This is a genomic window from Staphylococcus simulans (assembly GCF_003043455.1).
GTDB classification, from domain to species: Bacteria; Bacillota; Bacilli; order Staphylococcales; family Staphylococcaceae; genus Staphylococcus; species Staphylococcus simulans_A.
The window spans coordinates 21,160-45,646 of the sequence record NZ_PZGG01000015.1 but is presented as its reverse complement, the minus strand read 5'-3'; the positions used below and the strand labels follow the sequence as shown (position 1 = coordinate 45,646).

The following is a 24,487-nucleotide window of genomic DNA, read 5'->3' as shown; positions in this document are numbered from 1 at the left end:
ATATTAGGAAATTAGCAGCTCTACGAGCTGAAAATTTCTTGGACAAAATAAAAAAGGAACGATTTTCATTTTTATATGTGAAAATCGTCCTTTTTATTAGGTTCCAGAACAATTATGTCCCGGCCCCTTTTTGTGTGATAAGATAAATCAGTTTTTCGAACATAGATTTGCGTGTATTCGCATAGATGAATATAATCTTGATTAAACACATGACAACGATTCACTATTAAGAGGAATGAGGCGGATAATATGGCGGAAAGGATTCTGGTGATTGGCAGCCCTGGTTCTGGAAAATCAACATTTGCTAAACAGTTAAGTCAGAAAATGAATATTCCAGTCTTTCATTTAGATAAACTGTTTTGGAAAAATGATCATGAAACAATTAATCAAGAAGAGTTTGTAAGACAAATTGAAAAAGTAATTGCTGAAAATGAATCTTGGATTATAGATGGAAATTATAGGGATACTTTACTTTTACGCTTAGAAAAAGCAGAGCTTGTCATTTGGTTGAAAGCACCACGTTGGAAATGTATTTGGAATGTCACGAAACGTTATGTCAGGTTATTACGAAATGAAGATACTGGCGGTAATCCGAAGTCACTGCGGTTTGAATTTGTAAAATATATTTGGGACTTCCCAAGTAATCATTTTCCTTTTATGATTCAAGCTAAAGCAAATAGTATTAATCGAGTAAAATGGATTGAACTGAATGGTTTTAAAGAAATAGAGCGTTTTATACGAGAAAGTGAAATCAAGATAAACCACTAAACCAAATAATTAATTTGGACGAGTGGAGGTAGTTAACGCAAATAAAAAAGCGAACCTCGGAGGAGATTCGCTTTATCGCATAATTGTGATTATGCTTTGTTTACTGATGCGTCGTAGATTGTATCAATCGCATCTTGTAATTTATTGTTAAATTCTTCGTCTGATTGGTTAACGTTTAAGTCAGTTACTAATGCACGAGAGAAGCTTGCGATTAAGCCATCGTTTTCTTTCAAGATTTTGTTTGCTTCTTCACGGCTGTAACCACCAGATAATGCAACAACACGTACCACTTGAGGGTGTTCGATAAGTTCTTTATAAGTGTTTGCTTTTGTTGGAATTGTTAATTTCAACATAACATGTTGGTCTTTGTTTAAGTTGTCTAATTCAGCTTTGATTGCTGCTGCTAAGTTTTCTTCGATTGCTTCTTTATCTTCTGCGTGAATGTTAACTTCTGGTTCGATGATTGGTACTAAACCAGCCGCAATGATTTCTTTAGCAACTTCGAATTGTTGTTTAACAACTTTTTCAATACCTTCTTTGTTGTTTTCTAAAATGTTAGAACGCATTTTTGTACCGAAGATATGACGTTCGTTTGCGCGTTTCAATAATTCATCTAAATCTGGAATAGGTTTCATTAATTGAACGCCTTCGTTTTGGTCAGCTAATCCTTTGTCGACTTTCAAGAATGGTACAACACCTTTGCTTGCTAGGAAGTCACCAGTGTATTGTCCTTCGATTTCACGATCCATTGTTTGTTCGAATAGGATAGCTCCTAGGATTTTGTCCCCGTTGAAAGCAGGTGAAGTAATGATGCGTGTACGCATTTCGTGTACAAGGTCAAACATTTCATCATCGTTTGAGTATTCATTTTCTTCAATTCCGTAAGCTTTAAGCGCTTTAGGAGTACTACCACCGCTTTGGTCTAATGCTGCGATAAATCCTTTACCATTTTTAATTTTGTCAAATTGTTCTTGGTTCATTTATTGACACTCCTCTTTCCGCATTTTGCTATATCTCTTTCATCTCTAGTATGGTAAAAATGAAGTGATTTCGCAAATAGTTTAACTCAAAATTGTAAAATAAATCACAAACTTATTTTAATTGGATGCATCCGCTTGAAAGTGTGATATGAAACATCTTAGTAGTATTCATTTAAAACTAAAATACGTTACAATAGTGTGAAAGGGATTTGTTGAAAGGGTGAAGACGGTGAGCAGAATAGAAACGTTATTTGTAGGCGGTGTGGAAACAGTAGGGCATCCGCACGCCGTTAATAAACTAGATCAGCAATGGATGACTGCTGCGTATAAGAAAGCCATGCCGATTCCTGTCTTTCTGACTAAAGACGGTCTAGAGGGCGATGATGTAGGAGATAAGAAACATCATGGCGGACCAGAAAAAGCATTATTTGCCTACAGTGCCATTCATTATGATAAATGGGCTGAAGAATATCCAGATGCAGAATTTAAAGCTGGGACAAATGGTGAAAATGTATCTGTTATAGACATGGATGAAACGACTGTATGTATCGGAGATATTTATCGTGTCGGTGAAGCGTTAGTACAAGTTTCACAACCACGCAGACCTTGTTGGAAACCAGGCAGACGTGTGAAATGGATTGATTTCGGTCAACGCATTCAAGATACAGGTCGTACAGGTTGGTATTTCAGAGTGCTTGAGGAAGGACGAATTCAACAAGGCGATGTGTTTGAGTTAGTTGAGCGTCCTTGTGAAACATGGACAATTGCGAAGATGAATGATGTATTATATCATCATACGGATCATCCGCAACTGCTGCGTGAATTAATGGATAATGACTATACACCGCAATCTTGGAAGGAAGAGTTAAGTCAATTGCTTGAAGGAGAAGCGGTGGATCATACACCAAGACTCTATGGTCCGAACATTTAAAATAAATACTTATTATAATAAAAATAAAAGACACATGCGCCGAAATGACGACATGTGTCTCAGACTGTCGACAAAGTCTTATGGACTTGTCGGCATTTTTTTATTTTTTAACATTTTACATGTTTTTATCCGTAAGGACGAGTTAGATTATAGATAGAAATAATATTCAAAAGAGAAATGAATGAGGGCTTTGCATTTCTCTACTAACCAGTGTTATAATACAGATAACGAAAATGATTAACAATTAATGCACCAATCCCCACACTATTGCAGTAGTGTGGGGATTTTTTCGGTGTTGGCTTATAAAGTCGCCTATTAATACGCTATAACGATAGTTTGTCTACAGTTTGAAAGACACATGCGCCGAAATGGCGACATGTGTCTTTCTTATTCATCTTACCTTATAGTCTGTCAACCTCATGGCTGCGAAGGGGAGAAAACAACTATGAGTTATTTATGACAGATTAACCTTTTACTTTTGTGGCAATGATTGGATAGGATTATTTAATCCAGTGGTGTTGCACGTTAACATCTTCAATAGGTTTATTATTTTTAATTATGTGCAACGTTCATATGCCAAGTGTTTAAATGGACATCAAGCATCATTCATTGAGGAGGGTATAACTCAACGTAGATGGATGTACCTGGTTTATTATTTTTAATTTGTAGGTTTATCGTTCGCATGCAAATGGGCTGTAAGTTTGAATGCGATTTTTATCATTTGTATGATGGGTATTCGATTTTTTTGTAGTATTGATTTAGACCATCCAAGGACGGTTATGCGTATTTTGTTGTTTCGGTTTATTTGGGAGTTTATCGTGCGAAACAACTTTTGGTTCTTGACCAGATTCAATTCTTCTCTTCAATTTGGAATCAATTTTTGAAGTGTTGAATGGGACGAAGACGCGCTTAGCGTCTTGATTGCAGTCAGGGCAAACTGCATAATCGTGATTTTCATTCATAGACTGATTTAGCGTAAATTCACCGTGATGTGCGCATGCATAAGTGTAATTGGGCATTACTCATCAGGCTCCAAATTTGGGATGATGTCATCTCTGAAGATTTCACGAGGTATTGCAATCGTACAACAAGCGTTTGGAACATCCACGATACCAGCAACTGTACCTTGGACGGGCGCTGTTCCAAGTAACATATAAGCTTGTTCACCTGTAAAGCCTCGTGTTTTTAAGAATTCAATTGCGTTTAAGCAAGCGTTGCGATAAGCGGTATTCGCATTTAAGTACTCTTGTTTACCGCTGAATTCATCTACTGAAATACCTTCGAATACAATATAATCTGTATAGTTCGGCATAACAGGCCCAGGTTTGAAGGCTGGGTTCTTTTTAATTTGATATTTTTCCATGCCATTTTTAATCACGTTGACACGTAAATCAATCCAACCAGGCATTTCGATACCGCCGCAGAATGTAATTTCGCCATCACCTTGTGAGAAATGCAGATCGCCGACAGATAATTTTGCGCCGTCGACAAAGACTGGGAAATAAATGCGGGAACCTTTCGATAAGTTTTTGATATCACAGTTACCGCCGTTTTCTCTAGGAGGAACGGTTCTGGCACCTTCTTTAGCGACACGGTCGAAATCTTTGCCTTCTAAAGTGCCAAGCACTACAGCATCCGTATCAGGCAAGTTCGCTAATACCGGCTCTCTGTTCGGATCTGTATCTACCAATGCTTGTTCACGTCGGTTCCATTCATCCAACATTTCTTGGGAAGGCGCGACCCCAATCAATCCTGGGTGAATCAATCCGACAAATTCGACACCAGGTACATGACGACTTGTCGCATAAATACCGTTGAAATCCCAAATCGACTTTTGAGCATTCGGATAATGATCGACGAGGAAACTTCCACCGTTTGTCACGTCGAAAATTCCGTTAAAGCCCCATTCGTGTTCTGGGAATGCGCCGATATCTAAGATGTCGACGACGAGTAAGTCGCCAGGCTCGACTCCGTTGACATATACGGGACCACTCAGTACATGTACACGGTTCAAGTTGACATACTTGATATCGCTTGGGTCGTCATTGTTTGAGACTTGACCATCGGTCCAGTCTAAACATTCCACACGGAATGATTCCCCGGGTTCAACTGAAAATGCAGCCGGAATGTCCGGATGCCATCGGTTGTGTCCGGGATGTGCTTGCTGATCCATTTTCTTATTCAAATCCACACTAAATAATTTCTTAGGCATATGCCTACCCCCTTGCCGAAATAATTTGTGACTGAAAGATTCTGACTAGAAATAGTATTCCTCAAAAAGTTACATTTTAAACTCGTTTTCTGAATTTTTGTGAAAATATTTGTTTTTTTGTTAAAAAGTAACAATTTGTGAAATAATAGAAAGATGACTCTAAAAAGAAGGTGACAACATGCGTAAAGGATTACGTTTAGTTTTAGGAGGATTATTCAGTTTAGCAGGTGTCATGCACTTTGTGCGTTCTGACGCTTTTACTCGCATTGTTCCAAAGTATTTACCATTGCGCAAAACTGCAGTAATTGTAACTGGTGTTGTTGAGTTAATCATTGGCGGTGTTCTATTTTGGAAACGTCCAAGCCAAGCATTTAAACGTGGCATCAATGCCTTTTTAATCTCAGTATTTCCAGCTAATATTTATATGGCGCGCAAGCAATTACCGCTAGGCGATTATCAACCTCCTAAGTGGGCTTTATACAGTCGCTTACCACTACAATTTGTTTTAATGGCATTAATTCGTAAATTGTAAATAAATGATAAAAATAAAAGCTTCTTCTTGTCTTGAATTAAGCAAGAAGAAGCTTTATTTATAGTGTTTAATAATTCAATTAAAGAAGTCGACTGACTGCTTGTGCTACTTGTTTAGGTGATTGCGGATTTTGACCTGTTACTAGTCGTCCATCTGTTTCAACTTCAGGTGTGAAAGGTAACACGGCTTTTTGATAATCTGCACCACGACGTTTAATTTCATCTTCTAACATGAACGGTACAAGTTTTTTACGATTTGCGAGCAACTCTTCTGTATTAGAAAAGCCTGTCATTTGTTTTTGGTCAATGAAGTATCTGCCATTGTTGTCTTTAACATTTAATAATGCTGCGACACCATGACATACTGCTGCTACAATGCCGTTGTGACCATAAACTTCATTAATCGCATGTTGGATATCTTTATTATTAGGGAAATCAAACATCACACCATGGCCGCCAGTGAAATAGATGACATCGTATTTTGTCGGATCTGCTTCTTTGATTGATTTAGAGTATTTTAATTGTGCCATAAATTTTTCGTCATCATAATAACGTTTTGTCACTTTATCTAAAAAGACAGGGTTCAAGCTAACTGGGTCTATTGGTGTTTCTCCGCCTTCAACACTGAAAATGTCGATTTCGTAGTTGCCGTCATTAAAATAATCATAAAAGTGAACAAGTTCTCCTAACCAAAGTCCTGTCGGTTTTGAAAATTCACCGAAATGATCTGTACTCGTGTTGACTATCATAATTTTTTTCATACTTTAACCTTCTTTCCATGGAAAAAATCCACTACTTTTAAATTACCCTGTTTATGCTTTAAATACTTCTTTAATTCCTTCATCGTAAGAAGTGATGTTAAATTCTGGGAAACGCTTTTTGAATTTATCAGAATTAAATATATTATTATATTTATATCTTGGTAATAACTCCATCAATTCTTTGACCTGTTCATTAAACAAACTGCCGATTTTAAATGCCCACATCGGTAAAACTTGATAACCGACTTTTTGATTTAAGATAGTTTCTGTTTTCTGTATTAATTTTTCATATGTCAGGCTGCCGGCAGTCGGTAAATGCCAAGTTTGACCATAAGCGTCTGGTGTATTACCAAGCAGTGCTAATGCGCGACTTGCATCTGGTGTCCAAATTAAAGTACGTAACACTGAAGCACTAACAGGAACAATCGCTTTTTTACCTGCTTTGATACGATTAAATACTAAAGTATTGGTGATACTTTGTGTTTTATCAGGACCATAGAATTCAGGTGCACGACCAATGACAGCTTGAAGATTTTGTTCGTTCATTGCTTTGATAACCATTTCAGCCATTTGTGCACGAACCACAGATTTACGTCCAACAGGAACAAATGGACTGGATTCTGTTTGGACATTTGCGTTCTTTTCATACATATAAGTGTTGTCGAAGAAAGCGAGTTTAGCATTTGTTTCAAGACAAGCTTTAATAACGTTTTCCATCATAACAGGGAAGCGTTGTTCCCACATTTCAGAATTTGCGGGTAATCCAACCGCAAAATATACGATGTCGCTCCCTTTAATCGCTTGATAAGCTTCTTCATATTTCATTAGATCCGCTGCGACGAGTTCATCACTGTCGTGAATCTTTTTAGGTTTTCTACCCACTAAACGAATGTCTTTTGTGTAATTATTATATAGTTCATTTGCGATTTCATGACCAATTTGACCATTACTTCCTAGCACTGTTTGCATGCTTGATCACTCCAAATTTGTGTATTTATTTTTACATTTTCCTTAAGTTTAAGTTCGTAAACATAGTTGGTAAAATTTATTTTACCTTGGTCAGGGGCAAATAGGAACTGATATGCTCAAGTCAATTTAAAAACTTTTTGAACAATTAAAGGTGTTAATGTAAGCGCTTAATTACTTGCGGTTCTAAGTCTTATATGAATTTATTAAATTATGATGTTCACACAATCGTAACGAAATAAAATAAAAATATGTGTTTTTCATTTACTCCAAGTAAAAAATAAGATATTCTGTTTGTGAAATAATTCACAAAGTAATTCAGAAGCATTCATGTCGAGGAGGAAATAGAAATGGCTACATCTACTCAAAATGAGAAACAACCAACAGAAGTACAACCTGAAATTAATCCCACGCAACAAATGATTGATGCACTTGCAGAAAATGGACAACATGCATTACGTGAATTAGCAAAGCTTGATCAAACGCAAATTGATCACATTGTTCATGCGATGGCAATGGCAGCTGTAGACAAACATATGGAACTTGCGAAAGCTGCCTATGAAGAAACAGGCCGCGGTATTTATGAAGACAAAGCTATCAAGAACCTATATGCATCAGAATATATCTGGCAATCTATCAAATACAATAAAACAATCGGCGTCATTGATGAAGATGAACAACGTGGTTTGACGTATGTGGCTTCACCTGTCGGTGTAGTGTGTGGTGTAACACCAACAACGAACCCGACTTCTACAACAATCTTTAAAGCAATCATCGCAATTAAAACGGGTAACCCGATTATCTTTGCCTTCCATCCAAGTGCACAACAATCTTCTGCACGTGCAGCGAAAGTCATTTATGAAGCAGCACTTAAAGCAGGTGCCCCAGAACATATTATTCAATGGATTGAACATCCATCACTGGAAGCCACTAAATTATTAATGAACCATGACAAAGTTGCATTAGTACTTGCGACAGGTGGTGCAGGTATGGTGAAATCTGCATACTCAACAGGTAAACCAGCATTAGGTGTAGGACCAGGTAACGTACCTGCGTATATCGAAAAGTCAGCGAAAATCAAACGTGCAGTTAATGATGTCATTGTATCTAAGACATTTGATAACGGCATGATTTGTGCTTCTGAACAAGGTGTGATTGTAGATAAAGAAATCTATGATGAAGTGAAAAAAGAGTTTGAAGCACATCAATGTTATGTCGTGAAGAAAAAAGAATTATCTAAATTAGAAAGTATCGTGATGCGTGAAGACCGTTGTGCAGTTAATGCAGATATCGTAGGTAAACCAGCCACTGAAATTGCCGCATCAGTCGGTATTAAAGTGCCTGAAGGTACGAAAATGTTGATTGCGGAACTTGAAGGTGTAGGACCGGATTATCCGCTATCTCGTGAAAAATTATCTCCGGTACTCGCAATGGTAAAAGCAGAGAATCGTGAACATGGCTTAGAATTATGTGAAGGTATGCTTGATTTAGGCGGTTTAGGTCATACTGCAGTCGTGCATACAGAAGATGAAGCTTTACAAAAAGAATTCGGTATTCGCATGAATGCTTGTCGTGTGTTAGTCAACTCTCCATCAGCTGAAGGGGGTATAGGTAATATCTATAATGAAATGATTCCATCATTAACATTAGGTTGCGGCTCTTATGGACATAACTCAGTTTCTCATAACGTTTCAGCTGTCGATTTAATCAATATAAAAACAATCGCTAAAAGGAGAAATAATATGCAATGGTTCAAACTTCCACCTAAAATTTTCTTTGAGAAAAATTCACTTATGTACTTAACGCAAATGAAAGAAGTTGAACGCGTTGTTATTGTGACAGATGAAGGCATGGTAAACCTTGGTTATGCGAAACGTGTACAAGAAGTACTTGCCAGACGCAATGATGCTCCTGATGTGCGTATCTTCAGCGATGTTGAACCTAACCCATCAACGAATACTGTCTATAAAGGTTTAGAATTAATGGTTGAATTCCAACCAGATACAATTATCGCAATCGGTGGCGGATCTGTTATGGATGCGGCGAAAGGTATGTGGGCATTCTTCGAACACCCTGATTTATCATTCTTCGGTGCGAAACAAAAATTCTTAGATATCCGTAAACGTGCATATAAAATTATGCCAGCACAACGTGCGAAAATGGTATGTATTCCAACTACTTCAGGTACAGGTTCAGAAGTTACACCATTTGCGGTTATTACAGATAGTGATACGCATGTGAAATATCCATTAGCTGATTACGCATTAACACCAGATGTAGCCATCGTAGATTCACAATTTGTATTAAGTGTACCAAGAGGGGTCACTGCTGATACAGGTATGGACGTTTTAACACACGCGATTGAATCTTATGTATCAGTTATGGCGAGTGATTATACACGTGGTTTAAGCTTACAAGCGATTAAAATTGTCTTCGAAGATTTGAAAGCTTCAGCGAATGATGGAGATCCAGATGCAAGAGAACGTATGCATAATGCGTCAACACTTGCAGGTATGGCGTTTGCGAATGCATTCCTAGGTATCAGTCACTCAATTGCCCATAAAATCGGTGGAGAATACAACATTCCACATGGTCGTACGAATGCGATTTTATTGCCACACGTCATTAGATATAATGCGAAAGATCCGCAAAAACATGCGATGTTCCCTAAATATGATTACTTCAGAGCGGACCAAGATTATGCAGATATTGCGAAATTCTTAGGTTTGAAAGGTAAAACAACAGAAGATTTAGTAGAAGCTTTGGCAGATGCTGTTTATGAATTAGGTCAAAGCGTAGGTATCGAAATGAACCTTAAAGCACAAGGTTTAACACAAGAAGTATTAGATGCGACAGTAGATCGCATGGCAGAACTTGCATACGAAGACCAATGTACAACTGCTAACCCGAAAGAACCATTAATCAGTGAACTAAAAGATATTATTATTACTGCTTATGATTATCAAAAATAAGTCGCGATGACTTTTCCAAATGACTAAAATTCAATCATCCATTCAAAACACGTTCCTTCATGCAGGGACGTGTTTTTGGTATATAGAAAAAGACCGATGCCAGAAGCATCAGTCTTAAAGTGAATCATTCATTTATTGTTTGTTTTGTTTATTGATCCAGTCTGTAGATAAATCCATCGCTGCACGTGCTGCGTTTGTTTGGTCTAAATCGTTAACCATCACAAAGTCATGAATTGTACCTTGCATGCGTGCATGTGTCACATCATTGCGAGCTTCTCTTAATTTGTGCGCATAAGCTTCGCCTTCATCACGTAATACATCAGCTTCAGCGTTGATAATCATCGCTTTTGGCAAGTCTTTTAATTCTTCTAATGATGCACGTAAAGGTGAAGCAGTAATTTCTGCACGCTCATTTTCATCTGTTGTATATTGATCCCAGAACCACTGCATACCTTCTTTTGTTAAATAGCAACCTTCTGCGAATTCATTATAAGAATCTGTATCAAAGGCTGCATTCGTTACTGGATAATAGAGTAATTGTTGATGGATTGGTAAGCCATTACGTTGTTTTGTCATTAATGTCATAACCGCTGACATATTACCGCCGACTGAATCGCCAGCTACTGTTAAGCGGTTTAAGTCTAAATTTTTGTCCTCTGCGACATCTTTTAATTGTTGTAAGACATCATAGTTTTGTTCAATTGCTGTCGGATATTTAGCTTCAGGTGATAAATCGTAATCAGGGAAGACAACAACTGAGTTTGTACGTGCCGCAAGTTCTCTGACAAGTTTATCGTGTGTATGTGGGCTTCCGAATACCCAACCTGCACCATGAATATAATAAATCACTGGTAATTTTTCTTGGTTTCCTTTTGGACGAATGAATCGAACAGGAACTTCGCCATAAGATTTTGTTTCAAATGTTGTATCCTCAATATCTACATCATATTTTTGAATATCTGAAGACTGTACATCTTCTAATAATTTTCGACCTTCTTCTGGAGGTAACTCATATATACGTGGATGTGGGTCATTGGCTTTCGCAAAGTCAAGTGCTGCTTGTTCTAAAATAATTTTTTGAGTCATAATCAAGCTCCTTCATATATAGAATGTCTCTTTCTCTGGTAAAAGTATACCACTATGTTTACGAACTTAAACATAGATATGCTCAAAAGCAGCTTAGCGTTTTAAATCATCTTCAAGAGAAGCGGTTAATGCTTTTAACCAATCGAGTGTTGGACCTAAGTCAGAACGATAATAACGTTCAAGTCCTTTTTGTTCAACAGAAAGTATTCCGGCCTCTAACATCAGCTTCAAATGGTGTGAGACTGCAGGGCGTGAAATAGAGACAAGTTCAGTTAATTGGTTTACTGTCAAAGGTCCTTTTTTACATAACAAAACTAACAGCTCTTGTCGTCTGCCATCTTGTAAAATATTTAAAATCGGTGTGCCTTCATTAAAAAGTTGCAGTGTTTCTTTAATCATAGTCGGCCTCTTTTCTAGCGTTAATGTGATATTACTGACTATTGTAGCACGTCTGTTTGGTGTAGTGGAGGGTTGAGTTTAAAAATTAAAATTGAACTGTCATTACAAAAATATCTATAATCTATTTTGATATTGTAATGTAATTTCAATTATGTAATAATGTAAGCGATTACACATGATTGACTGCAGTTGTTTAATTCACAATGTTACATACAAAAAGCAGTTGATTGGGATGAAAATAAGAATAAATAAAAGAGGTGGTTGAATTGAATTTAGGGTTTTCTGTCTATTTAGGAGAAGCATTTGATGAAGCGTATATCGACAAAATGTTGAACCATGGATTTCGGTATATATTTACGTCTCTTCAAATTCCAGAAGATAACCAAGATACGTATTTGACGCGGTTAAAGCAATTAGCAGAGATTAATGCGAACCGTGCACAAATTATCGCTGATGTGAATGGAGAAACTTTGCGTCAACTCGGGCTGTCTTTAAAGGAACCAGAAACGATTCGCGAGGCGGGCATTGATATTGTTCGTTTGGATGAAGCGGTAGATATGGATAGTTTGGCAGAGTACGTAGAAGCGAAATATTCAGTGATGTTGAATGCGAGTACTGATGCATTTCAAATTTTAAGAGAGCTGAGTGATCGTGCAATATCTCAGGAAAACATTTTAGTTGCACATAATTATTATCCAAGGCCTGATACAGGTTTAGCACGTTCTTTCTTTCAACATATCAATGAACGTTTAAAAGGTGCGTTTCCTGAAATTCAAATCATGGCGTTTGTGCCTGGTACTCAATTGAGAGGGCCTATTTACCGTGGTTTACCTACACTAGAAGATCATCGAGCATATCATCCATTAGCCGCATCAGTTGAACTTGAACAGGATTTATGTGATATCGCTTGTATCGGTGACAGCCAAATTGATGCGTTCCTAATCCATCAATTTGATGCTTACTTCAGATTAAAACGTGTTGTTTTACGAACAAATTTAAGCTCAGATAGTAAGTATTTAGGGGTTTATCACAATCGCCCAGATGTTGCACGTGATGTGGTGAGAGCGATTGAAGCACGTAAATCATTTACTGAACAAGTAACGCCAAACAATGTCGTAGAACGTCGTAAAGGAGCTGTGACATTAGATAATGAATTATATGGCCGTTATATGAATGAACTTCAAATTGTAAGGTGTGATTTACCTAAGGATGAAGCGGTCAATGTATTAGGTTATGTCGACGCCCGTGATTTAGATTGTATTAACATAATTGGGTCGAATACCGCATTTGAATTCGTTTCAGTTGAGGAGGAAAGTCATGGACATTAATAAAATGACAACTGAACAACGCAATAAGAAAACGATGCACCTTGATGAATTAAGCACAGAAAATTTTGTTGCTTTGATGAACCAAGAAGATCAAACTGTTGCCCAAGCGATTGCCAAAGAAAATGCATCTATTGCACGTGTGATTGATACTGTTATTGAAGGATTTAAACAAGGTGGCAGATTAATTTATATGGGGGCAGGCACGAGCGGCAGATTAGGTGTATTAGATGCTGCTGAATGTGTGCCGACCTTCGGTGTGACACGTGATGATGTGATTGGGTTAATTGCAGGTGGTGCTAAAGCAATGACTGAAGCTGTAGAAGGCGCTGAAGATAGTAAAGCGCTTGGTGAACAAGATTTAAAAGATATTGAACTTAATAAAGTAGATACAGTGATCGGATTAGCAGCGAGCGGCAGAACGCCTTATGTCATTGGAGGACTGGAATATGCGAACGCGATAGGTGCGAATACAGCAGCGATTGCTTGTAATAAAGATACGGCAATTGGTGCAGTGGCTGAGATTGCGATTGAAATAGAAGTAGGTCCTGAAATTCTGACAGGTTCTACACGCTTGAAGTCCGGAACAGCACAAAAATTAGTATTGAATATGATATCTACAGGCGCAATGGTCGGCATCGGTAAAGTTTATGAAAATTTGATGGTAGACGTGCAACCAACGAATGAAAAACTGAGAAGACGCGCGCTAAATATCATTTCGGAAGTGGTTAATACCTCTGAAACAGAGAGCAAAAAGTTATTTCATGACAGTAAAGGTCACGTGAAAGCTGCGATTGTCATGGGATTACATGATATTTCATATGAAGAAGCTGTTGAACGTTTAAAAAAAGCTGATGGTTTTATCAGAAAAACATGAGGAGCTGAACAACAATGTCAAAAGAAAAAAAGATTGCCCAGGAAATATTAAGTAATGTTGGCGGTAAAGCAAATTTAGAACGTGTGATTCATTGTATGACACGTGTGCGTATGGATATTATTGATTACTCTAAAGTGAATCTTGAAAGACTCAAAGCAATAGATGGTGTGATGGGAGTTGTAGAAGATGAAACGCTACAAGTTATTGTAGGCCCAGGTACTGTTAATAAAGTCGCACATGAAATGAGTGAAATGATTGGCACGCCTTTAGGTGAAAAAATCGTTCATCATGAACCTTCACATCAAACAGATAAAGAGCATGTAGAATCAGAAGCACAACTCTTTAAAAGTCAGATGAAGGATAAGCAGAAAAAATCTAAATGGAAAAAAGTACTAAGAGTCATCGCAAACATCTTTGTACCTCTAATTCCAGCGTTTGTCGGGGCCGGTTTAATCGGTGGGATTGCGGCCGTACTGACGAACTTATTATCAGCTGGCTATATTGAAGGTGCAATGTGGAAACAGCTGACTTTAGTCTTTGATATTATCAAAAGCGGTTTACTAGCTTATTTAGTCATCTATGTCGGGATTAATGCGGCGAGAGAATTTGGCGCAACACCAGGGCTCGGCGGTGTGATTGGCGGTACTACTATGTTGACAGGTATGACACCTGAACAACCGTTGCATAATATCTTTAACGGTGAAGCATTAGCGCCTGGACAAGGTGGGGTTATCGGTGTCATCTTTGCGGTATGGTTACTGTCAATTGTTGAAAAACGTCTGCATAAAATTATTCCGAATGCGGTGGACATTATTGTAACACCTACAATTACGTTATTGATTATGGGACTTGCGACGATTTTCTTAATTATGCCGATTGCAGGGGTAATCTCAGAAGGTCTGCTCGGTATCATTAACTGGGTGTTAGATATTGGCGGCGCATTTAGCGGCTTTATCCTTGGTGCGACATTCTTGCCATTAGTTATGTTTGGTTTACATCAAGTTTTAACACCGATTCATATAGAAATGATCAACCAAGATCATGCTACGTTCTTATTGCCGATTCTTGCGATGGCTGGTGCAGGTCAAGTTGGCGCAGCATTAGCACTTTGGGTAAGATGTCGTAAGAATAAAAAGATTATTCGTTTATTAAAAGGTGCATTACCTGCAGGAATATTAGGTATTGGAGAACCTTTAATTTATGGTGTGACTTTACCATTAGGTCGTCCATTCATTACCGCGTGTATTGGTGGCGGTATTGGCGGTGCAGTCATAGGCGGTATTGGACATATTGGTGCGGTTGCTATTGGACCAAGTGGTTTATCATTGATTCCTTTGATTTATGACAATATGTATTTAGGTTACATTGCAGGTATATTAGCTGCGTATGCAGGAGGATTTATCGCGACGTACTTCTTCGGAACAACCAAAGAAATGACTGCACCTCAAGCTGTTGAAGAAGAGGTGTAAAACCTATGAGAAATGAACAACTATTAATTTATATTGAAGAACAGATGGAACAGCTGACTAAAAATGAGCAGCAAGTGGCACGTTATTTGGTTGAAGCACCAGAAGCAGTATTAGAAATGAGTGCACAAGCGTTAGGCAAAAAGACACAAACGAGTTCAGCCACTGTGATTCGTTGTGTGCACAAATTAGGATTCAAAGGATTAGTTGATTTGAAGTTAGCCATTTCAAGTTATTTACCTAACCATCAGGCAAGTGTGTATCAAGAAATGGAACAAGATGAACCTGCAAATGAAATTAAGAATAAACTGTTCAATCGAGCAGCGTATACTTTGAAAACAACTGAAACTTTATTAGATGATCAAACGTTAGAAACGATTGCTGAAAAGTTAAGACATTGCAAGAAATTAGTAGTGTTTGGCGTAGGGGCAAGCCATATTGTGGCAGAAGATATCTTCCAAAAATTTACAAGAGCAGGGATGAATGTTGTTCATAGTTCAGATGCACATATTATCGCAACAACACTAGCTGGCAATAGCAATGAAGATACTTTAATGATAGGTATTTCAAACTCTGGTCAAAATCGAGAAACATTAAAATTAGCACAAGTAGCACGCCATTATCATGTTCCAGTTATCGGTATGACTAGTCGTCAAAATTCAGACCTCGCAACTTATGCGGATGAGTGTTTATTCCATGACGCAAGTTCAGATCGTAGTTTACGATTAGCCGCAACGAGTTCGTTAATCGCACAGCTCATCACTGTTGATACCTTATTCTACACGTATCTTGCGAAAGACTATACAAACCATATCGCACATTTAAGTCAGACAAGAGATGCAGTTGATTTATATGTTGATGAAGATTGAGGTATGATGATAGTAATGATGGAGTTAAAGGAATGAGAGAAATGTATGCTTTAGAAACAAATAATGCAATCATTCGTTATGACATGATGGGACATGGACCGATTTTGTTATGTATTCCTGGTGCAAGCGGAATTAATGATAGTTACTTGGATTTAGCACATAAGCTAGAAGATGATTTTACTGTAGTCTTACCTGATAGACGAGGATATGGCGCAAGTGAATTGTTAACGGCTTTACCAAGTTCTATCGCAAACACCAAAGATACGTATTGTTTAACCATGGATGTTGAAGATATTAAAACATTAATACAAACATTGAGTAATCATCCTGTTTATCTCTTTGCGACAGACACAGGCGCTGTACCTGCATTAGAATTTGCGTGTATGTATCCTGAATTAGTTCAGACATTACTGATACATGAACCTTTAAATACTTCAGCATTTCCAAATGGAGAAGATTATGTGAAACAAACTGAACAAATTGCACGTACTGCAATGATTGAAGGCGTGTCGGCTGCAATGCGCCAATATGAACGTCTAATCAATCCTTCACACTCAGATATGCAGGTGTTAGTAGAGAATACCATTGCACCATGTGCTGTTTGTTCGCCAAGTACTTCACAAATACGCAGTAGTGAATCCACAAATATTTGGCTTCAATATGAACTACGTCAATATTTAAATTATCAAATTGATATAGAAACTTTGAAGACCAAAGATGTTTCAATCAAGTTCTTACAAGGTGAACAATCGAAAGAATCGTTAGGGTATGAAGCGGCTAAATATTTTGCACATAGCTTAAACACAAATGTGTTTAAAGTTGTAGGTGGTCATTATGGTTATGCACAACAACCTAAACGATTTGCGAAAGAAATTAAAAAGATACTGCGCTCATAATGATAGATGTTAAGACCTTCGCTATATGAAGGTCTTTTTATTATGACCTGTGATTTTAATTTTTAAAGTGTTATAATACATTCAAATTTATTTTTGAATGAGGTGACAAAGTGATACAGACCGCTTTGACTGCAGTTGTGCTTTATACTGCGACTGCTTTAGATTTGTTAGTGATTTTATTAATTTATTTCGCACGTGCGCAAACCAAACATGAGTATCGAGATATTTATATTGGACAATTTTTAGGTTCAGGTGCCTTAATTGTGATCAGTTTGTTTTTTGCATTTGTCTTACACTTTGTGCCTGAAAAGTGGATGTTAGGTTTATTAGGCATTATCCCTTTATATTTAGGAATCAAAGTCGCATTATTTGATGATTGTGAAGGAGAAGCACGCGCAAAGAGAGAGTTGGATAAAAAAGGACTATCTAAATTAGTCGGTATTGTTGCGCTTGTTACTCTAGCGAGTTGTGGAGCAGATAATATCGGTTTATTTGTACCGTATTTTGTCAGTTTGACTTTGGCGCAAGTTATTGTGACATTAATTGTGTTTATCATCATGATTTTCTTATTAGTATTCTCTGCACAAAAATTAGCAAACGTCCCAGGTATTGGTGAAACTGTAGAGAAATATAATCGATGGATTATGGCGATTATCTATATTGGTTTAGGTTTATACATTTTGATTGAAAATAGAACCATACAAACGTTATTAAGTTTTGTTTCATAGAAAGGATGGGAGATAGGTGTCTAATGAACAATGTGACATCATGTATGTGCATGAAGATAAAGTGAAAAATGCTTCTGAATTTTTAAATGACACACATACTATTAAAGCAATGAATACTTTAAGCGCAATCGGTGATGAAAAGAAATTAACGATTTTATTTGCGTTGCTTGAAGAAAAGAAACTGTGTGTTTGCGACATTGCGAAATTACTCAAAATGAGCATCGCCTCTACCTCTCATCATTTACGCATACTCTATAAAAAAGAAGTTATAGATTTTCAAAAAGAAGGGAAAATGGCGTATTATTTCATCAAAGATTCTCAAGTCGATAAATTGTTGCGCTTTATGCTGGCAGAAGTAAAAAGCTAAAAACATTCGAATATATAAAAGAATAACTATTGTGAATCACGATTGAAGAATGATAGACACAACAGTTGTTGAAAAATATATAATGCTATTTATCTTGCCTTTTGCGATTAGCATTATAAATGATAGAAGCACCAGCAATATAAATTAATGGACCAACAATCAAAATAATAGAAGCCATGTTTGCTTGGATATAAAATTTAAATAATAGAAAACCTAAAAAGGCAACAATTAAATAGACAGGTATCATGAAGGGTTTCCAAAACGTTGAGTCATTCATATTTGATGTACACACCTTTCTATTAGGAAATATACAGAAAAAAGAGGCGGATTAAACTCTGCCTCTTTTATATATAGCCTCTTTTATAATCCTAGCTGCAACCAACGTTTTCTCGCAAAGAAAAGTACGAGGAAGTTGATCGCAAAAAGTAAAAGGAAATACACAATCAGCAATGTAATATCGTAAGAAGTCAGTGCTAAGGTATCTCCATTCAATGTAGCATCAACGTTAGGATACATGGCATTGCTTGCTTCAAACGGGGCAAGGATGCCGAAGATAGTAGGGTTAAGTATGACTAAAACAATAGAAATAACCCAATAGATTAGACTAGCAATAACGCTGATTAAAATTCTGGAAATTAAAATACTGATAGTCCCAATGATTAAGATATACTGCAATATTAGTAAAGAAAACATGATGATTAAAAAGAAATAATGTGAGAAATTACCAAACATTAAAGAAATGGCAGTGATGCCTATACATACGAACACAAAACATTCTAGGAAAATGACAAACATCTTTTTGTAAAAGAAAGTAAAGTCTGTATTTCCTAATAGCTTATAAAATAAGATATTTTGATCTGCATACTCTTTATTGAAGTAGTAAGCGATGATGAATGAAAAGAGTATGAATCCAGTTTCTACCGCAATCGTATAAGTGTTGAAGAAATATTCTCCATAAGATAGACTTTGACCGTCATTCATAAAGGTGGTAAAACCATAACCTAAAACGAATAGTAATAAAAAAAGCGAACCAAGAATCAGTGTTATTTTGTTAAACGCTGTTTTTCTTAACTCTAACCTCATTTTGTACACCTCAAGTTTTTAGAAACAAATGTATTCATCGACAACTGCTTCTTTAGAATCATATTCTTCAATCGTCAGGTCTTTAAATAAAAAGTACTTACCAGGAAGGTATGTTAAATCTTTTGCGCTATGTGTAATATTGATAATTACTTTTTCAGGATTATCCGAAATATAGTTATTAAAGAAAGTATAGAAGTCGTGTACTGTTGTTTCATCTAAGTCTTTTGTGATCTCATCTAAAATAATGATAGGTTTGTCTTCTGATAGAAAACTTAATAGCTTCAGCTTTTCTTGTTGTCCTTTGTTTAATTTTCGAATAGGGATATAATTAGGAATCGATTCAATTCCTAACATCTCACCTAAGTAATCGATTTTGACGGTACAAATAAAATAGCTCTTGAGTAATTGAACGAGAAAATCTTTAGTGATATCTCTTGGAATACATGATGCATTACTAATCAAAGTTGTATTTTCTGTAATCTCTGGGCTCATATGACCGCTGTGATTAAGTACGAAATCTTTAGCTAATTGAGACTTGCCAACTTCATTTCTTCCAATAATATGATTGATTTCACCTTTGTGAAATACCAAGTCAGTTGGCTGTAATAGGATTTTGCTTTTGATACGCAATACATACTGTTTGATTTCCATTTAACTCGGCTCCCTCGCTAAAATTGTAAAGTTTTCGAGTGATTCTGTTTAACAAGTTTTAACAAAATTTTTAGGAATTCTTAAATATAGCGTATCATAAATATCAAATCATTATAATTTGTCTTTTGGTAATAATTTGTGAATTTTTTGTCATGCGTGAGAAAATTACAAAAAATAATTCGCTTACAAGACAAACCGATTATTTCTTTGATAATCACTTGGAGATTAAAGTGTTTTGTATAGAAGTGTTGATATTAAGCGGTTTTAAGAGGTTCGGATGTCTGAACGCAGACAACCGTGAGGCTACCACACTTCAAAAAGAATAGTAAATAAAAAAGAAACCAAGATGTCATTGCATCTTGGCTTTTCAATTAGTTATTATCAGAGCGTTCTTTAATTAGTGCTTTTCTCATTTGTTGTCTAGAACCGTATGTGCTTTCACGCACCAGTTCTTCGTTACGCATACCTGCACCGATGGCACCAGCGATAGTTGAAAGAGAAGCTGCGAACCATGCGATGGAAAGATAGAGTGTAAATGTAGCAGGATGTCCAAGCTCTAATGTCTTTCCTAAGAAAGGTGCTGGTAATAAAACGGAAGATGCGATCAAGTATATCGTAAACAACGTGACGTAATAAATAACGACTGAGGTAGTTAATGTTGTTAGGGTCGTTAAATTATATAACCGTGTAATACGTTTGTTAATACTGAAGCGTTCACTTTCCCATAAGTTATGCGCTAAGATAATCCATAAAATCATGCCGAAAATCGCAAAGAGTGACATGACTGTTAATCTCCATGTTGTAAAGGTATTACTTAGAGACCACATAGTAGAGAAGATTAGACCGGATGCACCAGTTGTAAATGCGATCGCAATCACACTATTCATACTTTGCATTAATCTTAAAGGGTTGTTCGCAAAAGTCATGCCACTGAGTAAACGGAAATAACCGGAGGCTTTTGATGCGACAATATAACGAATATGCATTGTATGGGTATCATCAGTGTAAGTACGGATTTTCCTTAATTTTGAGAAAGGGAAAATCTCACGATAAGTTGCTTGATGATTTTCATCTTCATTCTTTTGGTTAGGATTGTCACTGAAAAACAAGTTGATTTCATGAATGATTGTCAGCACGGTTTTTTCTAAACGTTTCGTAACCGGACGCCAACCGTATGCGGGGATAGAAATAATACTTGCTCCGTTTTCTTCGTTAATATCAACTGCGATGACTGATTGATTATCATGAAGTAATGGTAAATCAGTTAAACTGATAATATAGTTCCAGTTATAACGATCTAAGTAATCTTCAGTTTTTTGATAAGCTTGGTCTGCGTCTTCAGCAGAACCTGTTAATGCATCAACAATCACTTCGATTTTCCATTCGTATTGAGATGAAATGTAGTCGCTTAATAAACCCGGTAATGTTTCTACAAGTTTATGCGAGAGCTTATTTGCAATACCAGGTGAAGCGATGATGCCTACGACAAGTTGTTCCATATACATAGAGCCTCCTTTCTTTAATTGTTTTGATTGTTGTCATCATTTTTCTGATGTGATTCTGATGAATAGTATTTAGAAGCTTCCCATTCTTTTGCTTCTTCATAACGTGCACGTTGACGATAAGAGTATGTCATAGCACGAATTTTCTTTTCGTTCTCCACAGATGCACCTAAGGCACCCGCTAAGAAACCGAGTGAAGTCACAAACCATACAAGATATAAGAATTGTCCAAGTGTACGGTTGCCTTCATTGATGGTCTGCATGTTATATAAATCATTCGGTACGAATAAAGCGACACTGATTGTAAGCAGTAAGAATAAGATAAGATAACTAACTACAATAATAATTAATAAAGTTAAGACAGTTGTTATATTATAGACTGTTCGATAAGTTGAAGTTGTTAATGAAGTTTCGTGTTCCCATAACGAGTGTGCATACATAATCCAAAGAGTCATACCGCCGATAGCCAGTGTAGTCATAAAGATAAATCTTAAGTTAGTATATTCAATACTTAATTGCCATGGAGTAGAGAAAATGGTTAAGTATGTAGCTGACGCAAAGGAAATAGAGATAATCTTTTTGAAGTTCGGAATTTCTTTTAGTGGCTGATTCGCTCTAGTCATTCCTGCTAATAATAAAATCCAACTTATAATAAACGGGTTTAAAATAAACTTAGTTGTCGTTTTTGAATGTGAAGTATCATCACCAGATTCTTGATTGTCTTTCGTTTCCATATCATTCTCTTGTTTATCATCGAATATATTTCTAATCGGCTTCACACGTGTAAATAATGAAAGATTGAGTTTTTTCGTTTGATAGTCTTCATTTATTTGGTGTAAGTATATGATTTCTGCAAAATAAAGCAGACATTGTTTCAATTTGCGTTTCACACCAAATAAACCTAAAGCCGGAATAGAAATTAATCCAGTAGCCATAGGTTCATCTAAATTGCCGACGATTATTTTTCGTTGTTCAACAATCGGTAAATCCGTCACAACAATTGCGTAGTCCCAGTTATGTTGTTTTTTGAGGGATTGTGCCGCATCTAAACTTTTATTGACATCTTCTGCGGAACCGATTAATGGATCGGAAACACATTCAAATGTCCATTTTATATCTTCTTTCAATTTACTGTTTAGTGACGTTGGCATTTGTTCAGCCAATGTTTCTGATAAATCCATAGGAAACCCTGGTGCAGCAATGATTCCTACTTTAATCTCACTCATAAATTGCCTCCTTTCTATCTACAAAGTTATGAACAAAATTAATTTTGAATTCATTTATAATTACATAATTAATAAGTTCCCACAATGACGTGAAACAAAACTTATTAAAAAGAGGATTTTGATAAGGATTACATAGTGAAACAGTATCTTCTAATGTATAATATATTTAAAGAATAAAGTATCGGGAGGTATACATCATGAAACGACATCACTTATTGCTTGGACTGCTTTGTTCGACCCTGCTTTTAGCAAGTTGTGGGCATAAAGAAAATAGTGAAAAACAAGCAGACCAAAAACAAGAAGAAACAACCGACACACAACCACAAGACGAATCATCTAAAGAGAAAAAACAAACACATACGACATACCATACAAAACAAGATATAAAAATAGAAGTGCATGAAGCGGAGAAAAAAGACAAAGGCAATTCTAACACAGAAACAAATAAGAATGAACAAACTAAGCAAACGCAACAAGAAACTGATAAAACAACACAAGCCACTGAAAAAGATACACAATCCTCAGATTCATCAGAGAAAAGTGAAGAACCAAATTTAGAAAGAGATGGTGGTAAAGTCAAAGGACCTGAGTCGCTTGCACCTGGCCCTGAAGCAGAAATGGATAGAAAACATATCGCGATGATGTTGTTAGACCCTAAGTTAAACAAAACTTATGTTAACGCTAAAGATTTAAAACAAAAAACTTATAAAACAGATGACGGTCAACAAGTGCGCATTCCGAACTATGTACTTTTCCAATCTCTAGAAGTACCGCAAGTTGAAAATGGTCCTGAAGGCATGCAGTATTATTTTGTAACACATACAAAAGACCCTGACAAGAAAACAGTAATTGGTGTATCTGATAATGAAATCGTAATTGGTAAATCAACAATTAGTTCTGAAGACGCCGTATCTCAAAAAGTGAAATTAGATTACAATCAATTCATTCAAGAAGAAGAGACACAAGTGTTTAAAGTGAAAGATCTTGAACAGTTGAAACTCGATTCAAATGAAATCAATGCGCTAACACGACATATCTATCAAGCAACACCGCACACATTACAGTTTGTACCTGAGAATTGAGGTGTGAAAGATGAAACAACTTAGAATGATAATACCAACGACCTTGAGTCTGCTTCTATTAGCCGCATGTGGAACACAGTCACAAGAAGATAAACAATCCTCTAAAGCACCAGAACAAAAAACAGAGAAAAAAGAAACAAATGCTAAGCAAGACAAAGCAACACAAGAAACCAAAAATAATAATCAAACGAACGATTCAAAAGAAAACACAGCTAATCAAAAAAAAGAACCTAAAACACAGACAGGTCCTTTAACAGAACAAGAAATCAAACATAATGTAGCATTGATGATATTGAACCCAGATTTCGGAGAAGATTATATTTCAGGTCAAGAAGTGTTAGAAGGTAAATATTCAGGTAGAACAGATGATGGTAAAATACATCATTTCAAAGTAAATGAAGTCCATTTAATTCAGCCTGAAAACGAAATACAATTAACTCATGCGCCGACAGATATGGTTTATTATATATTTGACCCACGTTCTTGCCCATGTTCTGTTTTAGTAGGTATTTCACATGAAAAAGTTATAATATGGGGAACACAAACATATTATGCAGATTATAATCAAGAGATTGAAAATGGATTTATGAAAGAATATAATGTTGCAGATTTAAAAAAGTTAAATATTCCTAAGTCACAAATACAAGCAGTAGAAAGTAAAATCAAGATAGGTAATAATGAAGAACAACCTATTATTCGATTAGACTAATAAGAAGAAGTGAGCTTCGGCTCGCTTCTTTTTTATGCTCTTTTGACAAATAAACGATTTTAAAATTTTTGAAAAAATGAGACTTCGTTACTTTAATGTT

Annotated in this window: 24 protein-coding genes; 13 read left to right on the top strand and 11 right to left on the bottom strand. The window is 36.4% G+C overall.

Features of this window, described 5'->3' with window-relative positions; translation table 11 throughout:
• The first annotated feature begins 249 nt into the window (after nucleotides 1–249).
• Nucleotides 250–768, top strand: coding sequence for an AAA family ATPase (locus BU038_RS04340; RefSeq protein WP_107604983.1), 519 nt, complete (start codon nucleotides 250–252; stop codon nucleotides 766–768).
• 89 nt (nucleotides 769–857) lie between these two features.
• Here BU038_RS04340 and BU038_RS04335 read toward each other — a convergent pair whose 3' ends face one another.
• Complete coding sequence (locus tag BU038_RS04335) at nucleotides 858–1,748, bottom strand: fructose bisphosphate aldolase (protein ID WP_107604982.1); 891 nt, start codon at nucleotides 1,746–1,748, stop codon at nucleotides 858–860.
• Nucleotides 1,749–1,977: 229 nt separating this feature from the next.
• Between BU038_RS04335 and BU038_RS04330 the strand changes: the two genes are divergently transcribed.
• Nucleotides 1,978–2,679, top strand: a complete 702-nt coding sequence (locus tag BU038_RS04330; protein WP_241963145.1) for an MOSC domain-containing protein — start codon at nucleotides 1,978–1,980, stop codon at nucleotides 2,677–2,679.
• Between the two features lie 758 nt (nucleotides 2,680–3,437).
• Here the strand turns inward: BU038_RS04330 and BU038_RS04325 are convergent.
• Together BU038_RS04325 and fmdA are read right to left on the bottom strand one after the other, a co-directional pair.
• A complete protein-coding gene (locus BU038_RS04325) occupies nucleotides 3,438–3,698 on the bottom strand; it encodes a zinc ribbon domain-containing protein (protein WP_107604980.1) in 261 nt (86 codons plus the stop codon).
• On the bottom strand, nucleotides 3,698–4,891 hold the full coding sequence (gene fmdA / locus BU038_RS04320; RefSeq protein ID WP_107604979.1) for a formamidase: 1,194 nt from the start codon (nucleotides 4,889–4,891) through the stop codon (nucleotides 3,698–3,700). Before fmdA ends, BU038_RS04325 begins: the two co-directional genes overlap by 1 nt.
• Nucleotides 4,892–5,069: 178 nt before the next feature.
• Here fmdA and BU038_RS04315 point away from each other — a divergent pair, with 178 nt between their 5' ends.
• Nucleotides 5,070–5,423 (top strand): DoxX family protein, encoded by a 354-nt coding sequence (locus BU038_RS04315; RefSeq protein WP_107604978.1) that lies wholly within the window; start codon nucleotides 5,070–5,072, stop codon nucleotides 5,421–5,423.
• A gap of 79 nt (nucleotides 5,424–5,502) precedes the next feature.
• Here the strand turns inward: BU038_RS04315 and BU038_RS04310 are convergent, their stop codons facing one another.
• Nucleotides 5,503–6,183: a type 1 glutamine amidotransferase domain-containing protein gene (locus BU038_RS04310; protein ID WP_107604977.1), complete on the bottom strand. Its 681-nt coding sequence runs from the start codon at nucleotides 6,181–6,183 to the stop codon at nucleotides 5,503–5,505.
• A 51-nt stretch (nucleotides 6,184–6,234) separates the two neighbouring features.
• On the bottom strand, nucleotides 6,235–7,152 hold the full coding sequence (locus BU038_RS04305) for an NAD-dependent epimerase/dehydratase family protein (protein ID WP_107604976.1): 918 nt from the start codon (nucleotides 7,150–7,152) through the stop codon (nucleotides 6,235–6,237).
• A 347-nt stretch (nucleotides 7,153–7,499) separates the two neighbouring features.
• Here BU038_RS04305 and adhE point away from each other — a divergent pair, with 347 nt between their 5' ends.
• On the top strand, nucleotides 7,500–10,121 hold the full coding sequence (gene adhE / locus BU038_RS04300) for a bifunctional acetaldehyde-CoA/alcohol dehydrogenase (protein WP_107604975.1): 2,622 nt from the start codon (nucleotides 7,500–7,502) through the stop codon (nucleotides 10,119–10,121).
• A 132-nt stretch (nucleotides 10,122–10,253) separates the two neighbouring features.
• Here the strand turns inward: adhE and BU038_RS04295 are convergent, their stop codons facing one another.
• The gene (locus BU038_RS04295; RefSeq protein ID WP_107604974.1) at nucleotides 10,254–11,207 is read right to left on the bottom strand and encodes an alpha/beta hydrolase; all 954 of its coding nucleotides are present in this window, start codon (nucleotides 11,205–11,207) and stop codon (nucleotides 10,254–10,256) included.
• Nucleotides 11,208–11,300: 93 nt separating this feature from the next.
• Entirely contained in the window at nucleotides 11,301–11,606 is a 306-nt protein-coding gene (locus BU038_RS04290; RefSeq protein WP_107604973.1) for an ArsR/SmtB family transcription factor, read from the bottom strand.
• Between the two features lie 266 nt (nucleotides 11,607–11,872).
• Between BU038_RS04290 and BU038_RS04285 the strand changes: the two genes are divergently transcribed.
• From BU038_RS04285 to BU038_RS04255, 7 genes are all read left to right on the top strand, one after another.
• Nucleotides 11,873–12,934, top strand: a complete 1,062-nt coding sequence (locus tag BU038_RS04285; protein WP_107604972.1) for a MupG family TIM beta-alpha barrel fold protein — start codon at nucleotides 11,873–11,875, stop codon at nucleotides 12,932–12,934.
• Nucleotides 12,924–13,808: an N-acetylmuramic acid 6-phosphate etherase gene (gene murQ, locus BU038_RS04280; RefSeq protein WP_107604971.1), complete on the top strand. Its 885-nt coding sequence runs from the start codon at nucleotides 12,924–12,926 to the stop codon at nucleotides 13,806–13,808. The genes BU038_RS04285 and murQ overlap by 11 nt, the downstream gene beginning before the upstream one ends.
• 14 nt (nucleotides 13,809–13,822) lie before the next feature.
• Entirely contained in the window at nucleotides 13,823–15,277 is a 1,455-nt protein-coding gene (locus BU038_RS04275) for a PTS transporter subunit EIIC (RefSeq protein ID WP_107604970.1), read from the top strand.
• 5 nt (nucleotides 15,278–15,282) lie between these two features.
• Nucleotides 15,283–16,143, top strand: a complete 861-nt coding sequence (locus tag BU038_RS04270) for a MurR/RpiR family transcriptional regulator (RefSeq protein ID WP_107604969.1) — start codon at nucleotides 15,283–15,285, stop codon at nucleotides 16,141–16,143.
• Nucleotides 16,144–16,175: 32 nt separating this feature from the next.
• Nucleotides 16,176–17,039: an alpha/beta fold hydrolase gene (locus tag BU038_RS04265; protein WP_107604968.1), complete on the top strand. Its 864-nt coding sequence runs from the start codon at nucleotides 16,176–16,178 to the stop codon at nucleotides 17,037–17,039.
• Nucleotides 17,040–17,149: 110 nt separating this feature from the next.
• Nucleotides 17,150–17,767, top strand: coding sequence for a CadD family cadmium resistance transporter (locus tag BU038_RS04260; RefSeq protein ID WP_107604967.1), 618 nt, complete (start codon nucleotides 17,150–17,152; stop codon nucleotides 17,765–17,767).
• Nucleotides 17,768–17,807: 40 nt separating this feature from the next.
• On the top strand, nucleotides 17,808–18,134 hold the full coding sequence (locus BU038_RS04255; RefSeq protein WP_428843589.1) for an ArsR/SmtB family transcription factor: 327 nt from the start codon (nucleotides 17,808–17,810) through the stop codon (nucleotides 18,132–18,134).
• A gap of 360 nt (nucleotides 18,135–18,494) precedes the next feature.
• Here BU038_RS04255 and BU038_RS04245 read toward each other — a convergent pair whose 3' ends face one another.
• The 4 genes from BU038_RS04245 to BU038_RS04230 form a co-directional block, all read right to left on the bottom strand.
• On the bottom strand, nucleotides 18,495–19,217 hold the full coding sequence (locus tag BU038_RS04245; protein WP_107604964.1) for a peptide ABC transporter permease: 723 nt from the start codon (nucleotides 19,215–19,217) through the stop codon (nucleotides 18,495–18,497).
• An 18-nt stretch (nucleotides 19,218–19,235) separates the two neighbouring features.
• Nucleotides 19,236–19,868 carry an ABC transporter ATP-binding protein gene (locus BU038_RS04240; protein WP_107604963.1) on the bottom strand — a complete coding sequence of 211 codons (633 nt, stop codon included), beginning with the start codon at nucleotides 19,866–19,868 and terminating at the stop codon, nucleotides 19,236–19,238.
• A gap of 371 nt (nucleotides 19,869–20,239) precedes the next feature.
• A complete protein-coding gene (locus tag BU038_RS04235; RefSeq protein WP_107604962.1) occupies nucleotides 20,240–21,367 on the bottom strand; it encodes a 5,10-methylene-tetrahydrofolate dehydrogenase in 1,128 nt (375 codons plus the stop codon).
• Between the two features lie 20 nt (nucleotides 21,368–21,387).
• Nucleotides 21,388–22,596, bottom strand: coding sequence for a hypothetical protein (locus BU038_RS04230; RefSeq protein WP_107604961.1), 1,209 nt, complete (start codon nucleotides 22,594–22,596; stop codon nucleotides 21,388–21,390).
• 197 nt (nucleotides 22,597–22,793) lie between these two features.
• Here BU038_RS04230 and BU038_RS04225 point away from each other — a divergent pair, with 197 nt between their 5' ends.
• Complete coding sequence (locus BU038_RS04225; RefSeq protein ID WP_107604960.1) at nucleotides 22,794–23,678, top strand: hypothetical protein; 885 nt, start codon at nucleotides 22,794–22,796, stop codon at nucleotides 23,676–23,678.
• Nucleotides 23,679–23,688: 10 nt separating this feature from the next.
• Nucleotides 23,689–24,387: a hypothetical protein gene (locus tag BU038_RS04220; RefSeq protein ID WP_107604959.1), complete on the top strand. Its 699-nt coding sequence runs from the start codon at nucleotides 23,689–23,691 to the stop codon at nucleotides 24,385–24,387.
• Nucleotides 24,388–24,487: the final 100 nt, after the last annotated feature.

What these genes read in the sequence shown, in the direction of transcription:
- BU038_RS04340 (WP_107604983.1), top strand. Translation starts at nt 250, where the DNA reads ATGGCGGAAAGGATTCTGGTGATTGGCAGCCCTGGTTCTGGAAAATCA.
- BU038_RS04335 (WP_107604982.1), bottom strand. Translation starts at nt 1,748, where the DNA reads ATGAACCAAGAACAATTTGACAAAATTAAAAATGGTAAAGGATTTATC.
- BU038_RS04325 (WP_107604980.1), bottom strand. Translation starts at nt 3,698, where the DNA reads ATGCCCAATTACACTTATGCATGCGCACATCACGGTGAATTTACGCTA.
- fmdA (WP_107604979.1), bottom strand. Translation starts at nt 4,891, where the DNA reads ATGCCTAAGAAATTATTTAGTGTGGATTTGAATAAGAAAATGGATCAG.
- BU038_RS04315 (WP_107604978.1), top strand. Translation starts at nt 5,070, where the DNA reads ATGCGTAAAGGATTACGTTTAGTTTTAGGAGGATTATTCAGTTTAGCA.
- BU038_RS04310 (WP_107604977.1), bottom strand. Translation starts at nt 6,183, where the DNA reads ATGAAAAAAATTATGATAGTCAACACGAGTACAGATCATTTCGGTGAA.
- BU038_RS04305 (WP_107604976.1), bottom strand. Translation starts at nt 7,152, where the DNA reads ATGCAAACAGTGCTAGGAAGTAATGGTCAAATTGGTCATGAAATCGCA.
- adhE (WP_107604975.1), top strand. Translation starts at nt 7,500, where the DNA reads ATGGCTACATCTACTCAAAATGAGAAACAACCAACAGAAGTACAACCT.
- BU038_RS04295 (WP_107604974.1), bottom strand. Translation starts at nt 11,207, where the DNA reads ATGACTCAAAAAATTATTTTAGAACAAGCAGCACTTGACTTTGCGAAA.
- BU038_RS04290 (WP_107604973.1), bottom strand. Translation starts at nt 11,606, where the DNA reads ATGATTAAAGAAACACTGCAACTTTTTAATGAAGGCACACCGATTTTA.
- murQ (WP_107604971.1), top strand. Translation starts at nt 12,924, where the DNA reads ATGGACATTAATAAAATGACAACTGAACAACGCAATAAGAAAACGATG.
- BU038_RS04275 (WP_107604970.1), top strand. Translation starts at nt 13,823, where the DNA reads ATGTCAAAAGAAAAAAAGATTGCCCAGGAAATATTAAGTAATGTTGGC.
- BU038_RS04270 (WP_107604969.1), top strand. Translation starts at nt 15,283, where the DNA reads ATGAGAAATGAACAACTATTAATTTATATTGAAGAACAGATGGAACAG.
- BU038_RS04265 (WP_107604968.1), top strand. Translation starts at nt 16,176, where the DNA reads ATGAGAGAAATGTATGCTTTAGAAACAAATAATGCAATCATTCGTTAT.
- BU038_RS04255 (WP_428843589.1), top strand. Translation starts at nt 17,808, where the DNA reads ATGTATGTGCATGAAGATAAAGTGAAAAATGCTTCTGAATTTTTAAAT.
- BU038_RS04245 (WP_107604964.1), bottom strand. Translation starts at nt 19,217, where the DNA reads ATGAGGTTAGAGTTAAGAAAAACAGCGTTTAACAAAATAACACTGATT.
- BU038_RS04240 (WP_107604963.1), bottom strand. Translation starts at nt 19,868, where the DNA reads ATGGAAATCAAACAGTATGTATTGCGTATCAAAAGCAAAATCCTATTA.
- BU038_RS04235 (WP_107604962.1), bottom strand. Translation starts at nt 21,367, where the DNA reads ATGGAACAACTTGTCGTAGGCATCATCGCTTCACCTGGTATTGCAAAT.
- BU038_RS04230 (WP_107604961.1), bottom strand. Translation starts at nt 22,596, where the DNA reads ATGAGTGAGATTAAAGTAGGAATCATTGCTGCACCAGGGTTTCCTATG.
- BU038_RS04225 (WP_107604960.1), top strand. Translation starts at nt 22,794, where the DNA reads ATGAAACGACATCACTTATTGCTTGGACTGCTTTGTTCGACCCTGCTT.
- BU038_RS04220 (WP_107604959.1), top strand. Translation starts at nt 23,689, where the DNA reads ATGAAACAACTTAGAATGATAATACCAACGACCTTGAGTCTGCTTCTA.